This is a genomic window from Pseudomonas sp. Larv2_ips (assembly GCF_963879675.1).
Lineage (GTDB): Bacteria > Pseudomonadota > Gammaproteobacteria > Pseudomonadales > Pseudomonadaceae > Aquipseudomonas.
Genome location: NZ_CAWOAW010000031.1, coordinates 115,805 through 129,770 on the forward strand (window position 1 = coordinate 115,805; position 13,966 = coordinate 129,770).

A 13,966-nucleotide genomic window follows, 5' to 3' on the forward strand; every position below is an offset into this window, starting at 1 on the left:
GGTCATGGGGTTCTGCCCAAGGCCTGGTCGCTGAGTTGGCGCAGCAGGTTTTTGCGCGCCACGCCCATTGCGCTCAACTGCGCGAAGTACACCTCATCCGACATCACCTGCCCCGGGCTCAGCTCGCTGGCAGGCAACCCCAGGCGCCGTCCGGCTTCTTCGATGGTCTTGCGCAGCGCGAGTTTGTGCGGCGCGGCCAAACCGCCGTCGGCAGCCCACGTTTGCTGCGCCACCAGCAAGTCGTCCAGGGCATCGGCCTTGGCTTTCAACTCATCGAACTGCGCGCGGTTGGCACCTTCCAGGTAAGTGCACCAGAAATCCTGTTCCAGCAGGTTTTCCCTGAGCAGGTCACCTTGCTCCAGGCGCGTGACACGCTCAAACGCGGCATCCAGCATCGCCGCCGTGACGTCCGGCTCGCGGAACATCATGCTGCGCGACTGCCAGGGCAGGTCCAAGCGTTGCGCGAGCCCCGTGACGTACGCCAGGTGGATCTCGACTTCGTCAATCGGGCGCAACACCCTGCCCTGCGCATCGCGGTGAACAATCGGGTCGCCATTGCCGTTGTACTGGGCAAAGCGCCGGCCGCTCTTGAGCAATTCGCCTACGCGGGCATGGGCAATCCGGCCAAGCTCGTCCAGGCGTGATTTGCCCTTGGCGAGGTCCAGCAGTTCAAGCCCGACCAACTGCTCATTGGGCACCGAATAAGCTTCGCTCAGGAGCACTTCAACCCCCATGGCGTTGAACAGTTGCGCACCGGCATCGACACAGGTGGTGGGCGCACTGGCCATCTGGAACAGTTTGTCGCGCAGAGAGGCATCGGCGTACGCGGCCTCCAGCATGCGCCAGACTTTAGCCGCCAATTCATGCTTGTAGGCCGGGGAGGCCGCGTCGGACGACTCGGAGAGCTTTCTGATTTCGTCAAAAAAACCCTCGGCGCCCGGCGACGCCTCCAGTGCGTCCCACAGCGGTTGCTTGGCTTCCCACTGCGTCGGCGTCAGCTCGCCCTTCCAGTGGATACTGTCTTGCGCGCCCCGTGGCGGAAACCGACGTTCGGGGTCCAGGCCAATCGATTCGATATACAGCTTGAGCCTGGCGAGCACGTCGGGGCTCAACAGGTTGCGGTCTACCACCGTGCGGGCAATCAGCGCCGCGCGGTCAGAGCCGGGTGCCACATCGGGTATACGGCTCAACCGATTGGCAGTCATGTTCAGATAGAACCCACGCGGCCTGACCCGCCCGAACAGGCCGGTGGGCCAACGGTCCAGCCCGGTATTGCTCAGCAACAGCATCTGCAGGTTGGGCATTTGGCTGACATCCGGCGCCAGCCCCAGCGGGTTGCCTTCCATTTCAAGCATCCACAGGCTTCGCAGTGCACGTAACTGCGCCACGCCGTGCGCGTCCAGCACGATGTGGTTTTCCGAGAGGCTCAATACCCCCAGGCGCGGCATCCGCGACAGCGGCGCGGGCAGGCGGGTCAACCGGCAATTCTCCAGATTGAGGCTGGATACGCCGGTGAAGTACGTGAGGAAGCGGTGGTTATCATCGCCAAAATCGCTTTCGGACAGGTTCAATTCACTGACGTGACCAAAGCGGGCCGTCAACGCCGGCAAACTGTCGAGTTGGCGGCGAATGCGCACGCCACTCAAGTCGATCTGCTGGCCCAGGTAGTTGCCCAAGTGATCGATATGCCGGGGCCCGATGCCACGCCAGGCGTCCTTGAGCGCGCGCACAATTTTGCTGCGCACCTGCAGTTGCCGCCGGTAAGCGGCACTGCCGAATTCACCGACACCTTCGATAGGCGCGCTCAGCCAGGTTTGCAAGGTGTGATCCAGGGTCTTGTATTCACCTTCCAGGTTCTTGAGCCACTGGTCATTGAAGGGGTCGTTGTCTGCGCGCAATTGCGTCAGTTCTTCGGTGCTGATGTCCGGGAACAATGCACGCACACGCTCTTCAATAATCTGCCCCCAGGTGCCTTGCCCCCTGCCGCTCAGCGGATACCCGCGGCGGCCGTCCGGCAATCGCCGCGCCGGGACAAAAAATGGCCGGCTGTCGGGCTGCATCCCCAGTACCTTGAGCAACTGCTGACGGGGCAGCGCATACCGTTGAATCAACGCTTTCAGCGCCAGCCCTTGCCCAACATGAGGCAGGCCCAACGACGTCCGGTGCGCGTCAGTCAGTGCGTGCTGCAACGAGTCGTAGAAACTGTTGATGCCATGCAAGGCGTTGGCCTCCTCGTCGAAGGCCTGGTACTGCCCGTCCGCTACCTGCACGATCACTTTGCGGTGGGAGGCATTGACGGGCCCATAGCTGGCCCGCAACGCGCCATTGAACCCCTCGGCACGCACCTCCAGGCGCAAGTCGTCTTGCCAGCCCGGCAGGGTTTCCAGGGTGTTGAGCACCAGCGCCTCGGTGTCCGGGTTGGCCAGGGCATCCAGGTAAAGGCCTGCATAGGCGCGAACCAAACGCATCTGTCGTTGCAACTGATGCGCCTGCGTGGCCAACGCCAAAGGCACTTTGCCGCGGGTTTCAAGCGCGCTCACCTGACTGGGCCGCGCCCGCGCCAGCAGCTCGCGGGCCATGATGGCGGGCACCCCTTTGAAGTCGCGCTGCAACAGCTGCACAGCTTTTTCGGTGGGCGGTTGCTGGTCGGCATAGAAGCTTTGGAACAGCGTGGATCGATACTGCCGAGCATGCTGCGCCAGCCGATTCTGCAGCAACGTCGCACGCTGCAACGGGTCGTGGGGCGCGTGTTGCCCGAGCAGCTCGCGGGCATGCTCATCACTGAGCGCACGCGCCACCCGCTCGGGGAGCTTGCCCGCCATCAGCTCCGGAAGGCTGATCCGGATCACCTTCTGAACCGGGGTAATCCCATCGCCATAAAGCACCGCGTCGCCGCCCTCGCCCCTGAACCCCTCAATCGCCCAGGCACGCGGCCAACCTGGCAGGTGCACCATCAGCGCCGCCGCATAGCTGGCCAAACGGCTCGATAAACGCCCACGGTCGATCTGCTCACTCACACTCACCGCATCGGCGTAGGCACGAAACTGCCGCGCGGTGTCGATCAACACCGCAGGCACCGGTTCACTTTCGACATGCAAGCGGCGCAACACGCTTTCGTCAACGTCACTGACCCGCCGAATCTGCTCAAGCTGGGCGTCGCTCAAGCCATCCAGAAACGGCCCGAGGCGCCGCATCAGACGCGGCTGCTCCCAGCCCAGCGGATACTCCGCCTCATGCACCCAGCCACCGACACCGTTATGGCGCACCTCAGGCTGATAAGCCTCCAGCCGGCCAGGATGCTGGAGGCGACTTTTACCGGGATACGGCTCGCGTTTGAGCACAAACGTCCTGCCTTCCAGGTTCAGCACGTGCTGATTGGCACGTCGATATACGCCCTCCTCAGAGGCGACAGACTCAGGCGCCAAGGCAATGTCCGCCACATAGGGCTGGATGTCGGGCTTCCATAAACGGGTTTTCCCGCCGGGCAGCCGCACGCTTTTAAGCTGTTCGATAAACGGCGACACCGTGAAGTGAAACGCCACGCCACCGGCGGCCAGCATCGCCAGGTTTTCCACCACATCGTTGAGGTGTGACCAGCCAGCCTCACGGTCCCCTTGCGCCATGTCGACAACACCCTCGAAGGTCTCGTACAGCAACTGCCCGGCCGTCACCGCGAGCATGGCGTAACCCAGCGGCGGCACTGCCATCGAGACCACATTGACCACCAACAGCCCCAGGTTCAGGTAGTGCGACAGGCGCCTGGAGCGGTCGCGCGCATCCGCGTCGGCTGTCGGGATGGCCTGTGTTTTAGCATCGTCGAACAGGCGCACCAGCATGCCTTCATACAGCTCCTCCCACAGGTCGACCTCTTCCCAGATCTGTTTGAACGCTACGCCATTGATGTGCAGATTCGGCCCGCTGACCGGCACGCGCGAGGTGTGCGCCGGGTCGCCCAGGCTTGAGCTCGCCCAGCGCGTCTCGGGCGCCAGCACACCCGACCAGAAGCGCCCTTGCTCGGAGCGCAGCCACTGGGCAGCCTGCGACTGCAGCGGCGCGTCGACGACCAGTTCGGTCAGCCGATGAAAATAATAAGGTCGATCTTTTTGCGCCACGAAGCGGCTGAAAAACAGTTGAAAGTCGGTGGGCGACCATGGCTGCGAACGGTCGGCCCGGGCTGCCCCCTGAGTCAATCGGTCGGTCATGGCCTGCACAAACGCCGAAGACGTTTCGTAGCGTTTGATCGGGTGCTGCGGGTCGCTGGGGAACCAGGCGATAAACCAGGTGCTGTAGCGGTATTTGACGCACGGCTCGATCAACACGCAGCCCTGCAAACGCAGGTTCATCACGGTTGGCGTGCGATACCAGAGCTGTTTGTCGCCGACCCGGATGTTTTTCTCGCCGCTGGCCACGCGCATCAGCAAGGCGAAATCGCTGTCGCCAATGTCGCCCTGCAGCAACGCCAGATGGGCTGCGGCGCTGAACGCATCTTTTTGGGCGGTGAGATAGCGCTGGCGCAAGACGGCCTGGGACACCACGTCATCAGAACGCAAATGCGACTGCAGGTAGGCCTGGTACTGGCCGCCCAGATCGAGGTCGCGACACAGCCGGGCAAACGCCTCAAGCCTCATGCGCGTGGGGTGCCGCTCGAAATGGCCGCGCTCATCGGGTTGAGTGATAAAGCCGGACGCGCTGTTGAAATGACCGATGGCTGTTTCAGGCGCCTCGAAATTGTTCAGGGCCGCCTGCAGCAGGGAGAAGGTCTTGGGCACGAAACCCCCGGTCGCTCTGCCGAACGTATCCTGAACCGGGCTATAGAGGCGCACAAAGGTCTGCTCTACGTCCAGTTCATGCCCCGCGTGTTTCAACGCGGTTTCCAGCAACGGCCGGGCAAACGCAACGAGCGTCTGGACCTTGCTTTGGAGCTTTTCCCAGGCGTTGGTTGACTGCCAGGTGGCGTCCAGCACGGTTTTGAGGGTGTCTTTTTGCGCCGGTGTCGCTTGCGCATACCAGGGCGCTACAAGGGGTTTGACGCCGCGCAAGCCAGAACGGTTTTGCGTAGACGCCTGCACCAGATACGGCGGGATGACAGAGGACAGAAACGCGTAATGCTGCCCTTGGTCCCCCGGCAGCGCGAGCGCCGGGGGAAGGGTGATGTGAAGGTCCATGGCGGGTTCCCTTGGGAGGTGATAAAGCGCTGGAGCTTATTCACCACCCGCCATTGGCTGGGCCTATCTATGCAGTGCTGCCCTGCAGTGCTCGGTGCCTGGACGCGAGCGTCCCGGCGTCAGCTGTTCCAGTTTTCTCGCGGATCGAACGCGGCTTTTTTTGCCAGCTCCTGCCACAACGCCTTGACCTCATCGTCGCTGGTCTTCGGCATCACGGCCTTGAGCTGCACGAACAGGTAACCGCGCTGCCCGGCCTTGTTCAGCAGGCCATGACCTTTGGCGCGCATGCGTTGGCCGTTCTGGCTGCCGGCCGGCACCTTGAGGTTGATCTTGCCGGTGAGGGTCGGCACGGCCACTTCTGCGCCCAAGGCCAATTCCCACGGCGCCAGGGGCAGGTTGATGATCAGGTTTTCACCGTCCACTTCAAACCGTGGGTGCGGCGCAAACTTGATGATCAGGTACAGATCGCCATTGGCGCCACCGCCAATGCCCGGCGCACCCTGGCCCTTGAGGCGGATGCGCTCGCCGTCGGCCACGCCGGCGGGGATTTTCACGTTCAGGCTTTTGGTGGTGTTGCTGACGTGACGACCCGAGGCGTCGTATTGCGGCACCTGGAAGCTGATCTGCTTGGACTCGGTGGACAGCGTCTCTTCAAGGAATACCGACAGCTGCATTTCCACGTCCTGGCCCTTGCGCCCGGTTGGACGGCGCTGACCGCCGCCAAACGCGTCGCCGCGCGAGCCGAAGATCGAACTGAAGAAGTCCGAAAAGTCGCCCGCGTCCTGGCCGCCGCCAAAGCCGCCACGGCTCTGCCAGCCCGGTGGCCCCTGGAACGGCTGGCCATGTTGGCCGTATTTGCGCAGTTCGTCGTATTCCGCGCGCTTATCGGCGCTTTTAAGCGCTTCATAGGCTTCGGACGCGTCCTTGAATTTCTCTTCGGCGTCTTTTTCCTTGCTCACGTCCGGGTGATATTTGCGTGCGAGCTTGCGATAGGCGGCCTTGATTTCCTTGTCATCGGCGCTCGGCTCGACACCCAGAATCTTGTAGTAGTCTTTGAAATCCATCGGCGGTTCACCATCCTTAATCGAGATCGCACAGCCCGGGGCACAACGTGCGCTGCATTGCACCTGTTGAGTGATGTGGCCTGGGGGTGCGTCAAAGTGTTATCGGCGCTAGCCGTATGCAACAGATGTGGGGGCAAATCCTGCACTTTCAAGCACGATTTAACGGATGGTCGGCCTACGCATCCGTGCCCGACTGGCATACACTGCGCGGCCGTTTTTCAACCGGAACCCGATAGACATGAAAAACCCATCCCCAGCCCGTGCCTGCGGTATCGACTTCGGCACGTCCAACTCCACCGTCGGCTGGATCCGCCCCGGCATGGAAACGCTTATTGCGCTGGAGGACGACAAGATCACGTTGCCGTCGGTGGTGTTCTTCAACTTCGAGGAGCGCCGCCCGGTGTACGGTCGCCTGGCCCTGCACGAGTACCTGGAAAACTACGAAGGCCGGCTGATGCGCTCGCTCAAGAGCCTGCTGGGTTCCAAGCTGATCAAGCACGACACCAGCGTGCTGGGCACCGCGATGCCTTTCACCGACTTGCTGGCGCTGTTTATCGGCCAGCTCAAGAGCCGCGCCGAAGCCAACGCCGGCCGTGAATTCGAAGAAGTGGTACTGGGCCGCCCGGTGTTTTTCGTCGATGACGACCCGATGGCCGACCAGGAAGCGGAAAACACCCTGGTCGATGTCGCCCGCAAAATCGGTTTCAAGGACATTTCCTTCCAGTACGAACCGATTGCAGCGGCGTTCGACTACGAGTCCACCATTGAGAAGGAAGAGTTGGTACTGATCGTCGACATCGGCGGTGGTACGTCCGACTTCTCGCTGGTGCGCCTGTCACCGGATCGCCGTCACAATGACAACCGTCACGACGACATCCTTGCCACCGGCGGCGTGCACATCGGCGGTACCGACTTCGACAAACAGCTCAGCCTGCAAGGCATGATGCCGCTGTTCGGCTACGGCAGCCGCATGAAAAGCGGCGCCTACATGCCCACCAGCCACCACATGAACCTCGCCACCTGGCACACCATCAACTCGGTGTACTCGCAAAAGTCCCAGCTGGCATTGGGCAGTATGCGCTACGACATCGAAGACACCGGTGGCATCGACCGCCTGTTCAAGCTGATCGAACAGCGCGCCGGGCACTGGCTGGCCATGGAAGTGGAAGAAACCAAGATCCAGCTGACCCACGAAGACAGCCGCCACGTGCTGCTCGACCGGGTTGAACCGGGCCTGAGCGTTGAGCTGAGCCGCGCGCTGTTCGAGTCGGCGATTGATGGCTTGCTGGAGCGCGTGCGCAACAGCGTCACGCAACTGCTCAACGATGCCTCGGTGGAAGTGGCGCAAGTGGACACGGTGTTCTTCACCGGCGGTTCCAGCGGCATCCCGGCCCTGCGCCACAGCATCTCGGCGATGCTGCCGAATGCGCGGCATGTGGAAGGCAATATCTTCGGCAGCATCGGCAGTGGTTTGGCGATTGAGGCCAGCAAGCGTTACGGCAGCTGACCAGCCCCGATTTCACCAACACAGCAAATCCAACATGTGGGAGCGGGTTTGCTCGCGAAGGCGGTGGTTCAGTCGATATCTCTGTCGACTGACACACCGCTTTCGCGAGCAAGCCCGCTCCCACATTTTTGACCTGCGAACGCTCGAAGCCCCAGTCGTCATCGCCCCCCTCGTGGGGAACGGGCTTGCCCCGCGTTGGACTGCACAGCAGCCCCAAGACGATCCACGGCCGCGCGTTGTTGTTATTAGACTTCGCCGCTGCTTGAAATCGTGATCCTGCTCTTGGGTGCACCGCTATCCAACCCTAACTGCTCAATCGCCTTCACCAAATCCATACCTTCGACGACTTCACCGAACACGACGTGTTTACCGTCCAGCCAACTGGTGATAACTGTGGTGATAAAAAACTGGCTACCGTTGGTGTTCGGACCTGCGTTAGCCATGCTCAACAAACCTGGCTTGTCATGTTTCTTATAAAAGTTTTCGTCAGCAAATTTTTCTCCATAGATAGACTTGCCGCCTGTGCCGTTATGTCTGGTGAAATCTCCGCCTTGCAACATAAAGTTCGGAATGACCCGGTGAAATATGGACTTTGCGTACCCAAACCCATTTACGCCTGTACAAAGTTCGCGAAAATTTCTGGTGGTTTTCGGGACAATGTCGTCATAGAGCCGCATGACGATTCGACCTGCGGGTTTGTCGGCGATAGTGATATCAAAATAAACATCCGGCCCGGCCATAAAATCACCCTTTCCTTGTCAGTCATTAAAGAACAGGAAATACCCGGTATTTTCTGTTATCCGTTGATGTGCCACAGAAGTAAGGTAGGTGTTACGAGCCGGTTAAAAAACTGTGAAGAATGACAGTTTTTTAGATGGTTTCGCGATCAGCCCAAAAGCCAATGCCCACTCGAGTTGGGCACTGTTTGAGCAGGCGATTGATGGGTCGTTAGGACAGCTGACCGGCCCCGATTTCACCAACACAGCAACAAAATGTTGGAGCGGGCTTGCTCGCGAAGGCGGTGTGTCAGTCAGGACATCTGATACTGAACCACCGCTTTCGCGAGCAAGCCCGCTCCCACATTTAGGCCTGCACACACCCTAAATCCCAGTCGCCACAGCCCTCCTGTGGCGAGGGAGCTTGCTCCCGCTGGGGTGCGCAGCAGCCCCAAAACCATTCAACCCACTCTCCCGCCTGAATGCTGTAACCAAGCCATCCTGCGCCTTGCACCATTGACTCAATGACGTTTATAGTCCGCCCGTCGCCCCTATGGCGATCAGGTTTGGCGACCTGAATCCACGTTCAAAAATGCCTGCTTTCTTGGCAGGCATTCTTGTACCCGCAAAGCTGCGTCTATGGTAGCTGTGCGCGGGAGACCTTCGGGTCTGCCGGTTCCGTGGTTTCCGGTTCGCCAACCTGCGTACAGCTGCCACCCTATTGTTTGGCGACAATCGAGTGGAAGCTCCCTATAGACCACGGAGTTTCACTATGAATCGTTACATGCCCTTAACCGGCCACGACTGCACCATCCCCGCGTTAATCATCGACACCCAAGCCCCTCTCGATGTGCTCTATGAAGCCGCCGCCTTTCGCATTCGCGCGGTGACACAGCTGTTGGAGAACCTCGCTTTTCGAGAGGAGATCAGCAGCGACGCCGTGGTACTTCACGACTTCGCACAACTGATGGCTATCCCATTGCGGGATGGGTGTGACTTGATGGATGTGATTGGGCGCCGGCTAACTTGACAAGCGTCCTAAGCGGGAACAGGGCGGCTCTTCAGTCGCCCTGCCGGAACACAGTCAAACCATGCCGGCGAGCTTCAGCTCACTCTTCAGGTACGCATAGTAAATCGGCCCCGCCACCACACCCGGCAGGCCGAATGCGGCTTCGAACACCAGCATCGCCAGCAACAATTCCCACGACTTGGCGCTGATCTGCCCGCCAACGATGCGCGCGTTGAGGAAGTACTCGACCTTGTGGATCACGATCAAATACCCCAGCGCCGCCACTGCGACCCAAATCGACAGCGACAACGCGACGATGGTGATCAGCGTATTGGAGATCAGGTTGCCGATCACCGGCAGCAGGCCGACCAGGAAGGTCAGCACGATCAGGGTCTTGGTCAGCGGCAGGTGAATCCCGCACAGCGGCAGCACGATCCCGAGGAAGATCGCAGTGAACAGGGTGTTGAGCGCGGCGATCTTGATCTGGGCGAAGACGATGTTGCGAAACGCCTGGACCAGCAGGTGCAGGCGGTCGAACAACGCGGCGGCCAGCGGTTTGCGCTTGGTCAGGTCGGGCACGCGCTGCAGGGCAATGATCGCGCCCAGCACCATGCCGATGAGCAGGGTGACGAACATGTGGGCAGCGTCTTTGCCGACCAGTTGCAGTTCGCTCAGGTGCTTGCTCAGCCAGTCGCCGATGGCCACGCGAAACTCGGCGGCGCTGGCGGGCAGGTAGGCGTCGAAAAACGGCGGCAGCTGGCCGCGCGCGCGATCGACCACGCCCATGAATTTGTCGAGGGAAGCCCCGGGATTTTCCGCTTCGTGGAGCAGGAAACTGATGGCGCCGGCAAAGATCAGGGCCAGCACGCTGACGATCAAGGTGCCGAGCAACGCCACAGCGAGCCAGCGCGCGCGCCGACCTTCGATCAGCCGCTGCAATTGCGGGGTGAGCATGTTGACCAGTTCATAAACCAACAGGCCGGCCAGCAGGCTGGGCAGCAGCTTGAGCGGCAGGACCAGCAGTAATCCACCGAAAATGATGATGCAACTGACCAGCAACAACACGTGACGCTGAGAAAACGTTGGCATACAGCCTCAAAACGAACGGCGTTAAAGGATGGGCAGTCTGCCAGCCTTGAGGGAATCAAGCGAGAGGCCAGGGTGTGAATGCGATCAACTGTGGGAGCTGGCTTGCCCGCGATAGCATCACCTCGGTTTGCCTGATACACCGAGGTGTCTGCATCGCGGGCAAGCCCGGCTCCCACACCTGAACGCCAGCGGGCGCGAAAGCGTGATCAGCTACCCTTGAGGCAAGTGCTCATAAAGGTCTTGCGTGCATCGCCGGTCAACGCCTTGGTTTTCGCCGTGGCATTGCAGTCTTTCATCTTCTGCTGCTGGGGCGTCAGGGTCTTGGCGTCGTTGGCTGCCGGAGCGGCCTTGAGGCACGTGCTCATGAATGTTTTGCGCTCGTCGCCCGTCTTGCCTTTGGCTTCGGCGTTGCAGGTGGTCATTTTTTGTTGCTGGGCGGTCTGTGCGGCGGTGGCGGCAAACCCTTGGGAACACAGCAGCAGGCCCATCATCAACAGCGGAATACGCAGCATCTTCATGGAGTTTTCTCCCTGTTACCGTGCCGGGGGGCACGGCCTACGCAGGAGTGTAGTCAAAGCCCGTTACATCTTCACCGACCGCGAATATTAGTTCGACGATACTGCTCCGGTGTGCAGCCGGCGTGGCGCTGGAACATCGCGATGAACGCCGAGGCGGTGCTGTAACCCAGGTCAAATGCCACGTGTTGCACGCTGCGCTCGCTGTCGAGAGCTTCGATGGCGGCGAGGTAGCGCAGGCGCTGGCGCCATTCGCCAAAGCTCATGCCCAACTCCCGCACAAATTGCCGCGCCAGGGTGCGTTCGCTCACATGCACCTGCTCGGCCCAGTGCGCCAACGGGCGGTTGTCCCCGGGCGCGGCCTGCATGCCTTCAAGCACACCGAGCAGGCCGGGGTGACGCGCGTAGGGCAGGAAGCAATCGTGAATCGGCGCTTGTTTGAGTTGGTCCACCAGCACCTGGGCCAAACGGATATCGGCTTCGGTCTGCGGGATATTGACGTCACGCTGGGCAAAGTCGCTGAGGATGGCTTTGAGAATCTCGCTGATCGCCAGGGTGCACGGCGCCTGCGGCAATTGCTCGCAGAGTTCCGGGGCCAGGCCTACCGAACGATAAACAATCGCCTGGGCGTTGTAGGAGCTGTGCTCGGTGTTCGGCGGGATCCACACCGCGTACTGCGGCGGCGACATAAAGCGGCTGCCGGCCACCTCCATGCGCATCACGCCGTTGGCCGAATAGTCCAGCGAACCCCAGAAATGCCGGTGCGGGGTGCACTCGGTATCGGGGGCGAAATCGGAGTAACGGAAGTAGACCGGGCTTGGCAGGCTGTGGAAATCCGCGAGGCGTACGGTGTGTCTGGCCATATTGTCTGGATACAAAGGTCGGTTGTCTGGATCGCAGTATAGGCTTCGATCCAGACAGGGGATAATCCCGCCTCATCAACACACCTGGTTCCTTTCAATGCAATACGCGTATCCCCTGCTGGCCATCTTCATTTGGGCCGGTAATACCGTGGTCAACAAACTGGCCGTGGGCACCCTCTTCCCGGCAGAAATCGGCTTTTACCGCTGGTTGCTGGCGGCGCTGCTGTTTACCCCGTTCATGCTCAAGCCGGTGATCGCCAACTGGACGCTGATTCGCCCGAACCTGGGCAAGATCTTCATCCTCGGTGTATTGGGCATGGCGGTGTATCAAAGCCTGGCCTACTACGCCGCGGCCCTGACCTCGGCGACCAACATGGGCATCATCCTCTCGCTGATGCCGTTGATGGCATTGACCGCCGCCATTATCAGCCTCGGCCAGCGCCTGACCTTCGGCGCGCTGACCGGTGCGGTACTGTCGTTTGCCGGCGTGGTGGTGGTGGTGTCGGCCGGCAGTCTGGGCGCGTTGCTGCAACACGGGCTCAACCTGGGCGACGCCATGATGCTGATCGCCACCCTGGCCTATGCGGTTTACAGCACGCTGCTGAAAAAATGGCAGTTGCGCCTGCCGCCCCTGGTGTTGCTGTATTTGCAGGTGCTGGTGGCGGTGGTGGTGCTGTTTCCATTGTTCCTGTTCTCGAACAAGGCTGGCCTGGGCTGGGCGAATATTCCGCTGGTGCTGTATGCCTGTCTGCTCGCCTCGATGCTCGCGCCGTTGGCGTGGATGCATTCGGTGAAGACCTTGGGGCCAAGCCGCACCACGCTGTTTTTCAACCTGTTGCCGTTGATTACCGCGCTGATTGCGGCGGTGGTGCTCAAGGAAGAGCTGGCGATGTACCACTTGGTGGGTGGATTGCTGACATTGGGCGGGGTGATTTTGTCGGAGCGCTGGACCACGCCGGTGCGCCAAGAGGTCAGCGTCGCCTGATAGACCGCTATCGCGGGCAAGCCCGGCTCCTACAGTTGACCGAGTTCCAAGCTTGGAATGGGGGCGAATGCCGGAGCTGGCCTTGCCTGCGATGAACGAAGACGCGGCCCACCTGCTAAACCCCGGCAGCCTTCAACCGCTGCGCATGTTCAACAAACAACCGAATCGGCTCCGCCCCCTTGCCTACCAGCCCCATCGACTGGTTGACGATATCAAAGTGGTCCAGCGGGTAGTCATCGCCAATCACCAGCCCCAGGTGTGAGCTATACCGCCCGACCATGCCGTCGCACTGGCCTTTTTCGCGCACAAAACTGCGCGCAAACAACCGACAACTGCGGTGTGTGCCGTCCAGCAGGTTACGCCCGCGATCGGTCTTGCCCGGCTGCAAGGTGCCGGACCACGAGTAATAACGCACGCCGTTGACCACCTCGGCGCCCTGCCCGCCCCATGTTGACGGCAAACCCTGGGGGAACTGACGGTTGAACAGCGCCACGCCTTCGCAGGTCAGGGACTGGTGCGAGGCCTGCACATCCACCTTGAAGCGCGGCCCGCGATAGCCGGTCTCAAGCACGCCCATCACCCAGGCAGCCAAATGCAGCACCGCGCTTACGAGCCGGCCCTTCCAATGGTCTGCGGGGTAATGAACCTGGAAGTGGTCTGCCAATTCCGAGCCATGGTTAGGCCCGGCCACCGATGTCACCGACGCCACCCAATCTGGACGCCTGGCCGCCGCGTAACGTGCCGTCAGCGAGCCCTGGCTGTGCCCGATCAGGTTGACCTTTTCGGCACCTGTTTGCCGGCGAATGCGCTCGATCTGGGCCAGCAACTGCTCGCCGCGCACCTCACTGGCGTTCAGCGGTGCCACCTGCACCGGGAATACCTGCGCGCCGCCCGCCTGCAACGCCGGGACAATGCCGTACCAGTAGGGGAACAGCCCCAGGCGCACAAAACCCAGCATGCCGGGCACCAACACAAGCGGGTAACGCGTGGCGAGGGATTCGTCCATGCAGCGGATATCCTGATCGGGAAGACGATACGGTCATCCTAGACCAC

The 13,966-nt window shown here is 61.0% G+C and carries 10 protein-coding genes; 3 read left to right on the forward strand and 7 right to left on the reverse strand.

Annotation, left to right across the window (positions count from 1 at the left end; translation table 11 throughout):
• Positions 1-2: 2 nt before the first annotated feature.
• Positions 3-5,165, reverse strand: a complete 5,163-nt coding sequence (locus AACV02_RS26200; protein ID WP_119737852.1) for a dermonecrotic toxin domain-containing protein — start codon at positions 5,163-5,165, stop codon at positions 3-5.
• A gap of 119 nt (positions 5,166-5,284) precedes the next feature.
• The gene (locus AACV02_RS26205) at positions 5,285-6,229 is read right to left on the reverse strand and encodes a DnaJ C-terminal domain-containing protein (protein ID WP_106577664.1); all 945 of its coding nucleotides are present in this window, start codon (positions 6,227-6,229) and stop codon (positions 5,285-5,287) included.
• A gap of 238 nt (positions 6,230-6,467) precedes the next feature.
• Between AACV02_RS26205 and AACV02_RS26210 the strand changes: the two genes are divergently transcribed.
• Positions 6,468-7,736 carry an Hsp70 family protein gene (locus tag AACV02_RS26210; RefSeq protein ID WP_119737855.1) on the forward strand — a complete coding sequence of 423 codons (1,269 nt, stop codon included), beginning with the start codon at positions 6,468-6,470 and terminating at the stop codon, positions 7,734-7,736.
• A gap of 245 nt (positions 7,737-7,981) precedes the next feature.
• Here AACV02_RS26210 and AACV02_RS26215 read toward each other — a convergent pair whose 3' ends face one another.
• Positions 7,982-8,476 (reverse strand): peptidylprolyl isomerase, encoded by a 495-nt coding sequence (locus AACV02_RS26215; RefSeq protein ID WP_119737857.1) that lies wholly within the window; start codon positions 8,474-8,476, stop codon positions 7,982-7,984.
• Positions 8,477-9,224: 748 nt separating this feature from the next.
• On the opposite strand from AACV02_RS26215, the gene AACV02_RS26220 reads away from it, so the two are divergent.
• Positions 9,225-9,482 carry a hypothetical protein gene (locus AACV02_RS26220; protein ID WP_177413685.1) on the forward strand — a complete coding sequence of 86 codons (258 nt, stop codon included), beginning with the start codon at positions 9,225-9,227 and terminating at the stop codon, positions 9,480-9,482.
• 54 nt (positions 9,483-9,536) lie between these two features.
• Here the strand turns inward: AACV02_RS26220 and AACV02_RS26225 are convergent, their stop codons facing one another.
• The 3 genes from AACV02_RS26225 to AACV02_RS26235 all read right to left on the reverse strand — a co-directional run bounded on the left by AACV02_RS26225 (position 9,537) and on the right by AACV02_RS26235 (position 11,928).
• Entirely contained in the window at positions 9,537-10,550 is a 1,014-nt protein-coding gene (locus AACV02_RS26225; protein ID WP_106577662.1) for an AI-2E family transporter, read from the reverse strand.
• Between the two features lie 206 nt (positions 10,551-10,756).
• Positions 10,757-11,068: a PsiF family protein gene (locus tag AACV02_RS26230; RefSeq protein ID WP_106577661.1), complete on the reverse strand. Its 312-nt coding sequence runs from the start codon at positions 11,066-11,068 to the stop codon at positions 10,757-10,759.
• 71 nt (positions 11,069-11,139) lie between these two features.
• Entirely contained in the window at positions 11,140-11,928 is a 789-nt protein-coding gene (locus tag AACV02_RS26235; protein ID WP_119737859.1) for an AraC family transcriptional regulator, read from the reverse strand.
• A 97-nt stretch (positions 11,929-12,025) separates the two neighbouring features.
• On the opposite strand from AACV02_RS26235, the gene AACV02_RS26240 reads away from it, so the two are divergent.
• On the forward strand, positions 12,026-12,913 hold the full coding sequence (locus AACV02_RS26240) for a DMT family transporter (protein ID WP_106577660.1): 888 nt from the start codon (positions 12,026-12,028) through the stop codon (positions 12,911-12,913).
• Positions 12,914-13,028: 115 nt separating this feature from the next.
• Here the strand turns inward: AACV02_RS26240 and AACV02_RS26245 are convergent, their stop codons facing one another.
• Positions 13,029-13,919, reverse strand: a complete 891-nt coding sequence (locus AACV02_RS26245; protein ID WP_119737861.1) for an esterase/lipase family protein — start codon at positions 13,917-13,919, stop codon at positions 13,029-13,031.
• Positions 13,920-13,966 lie beyond the last annotated feature (47 nt).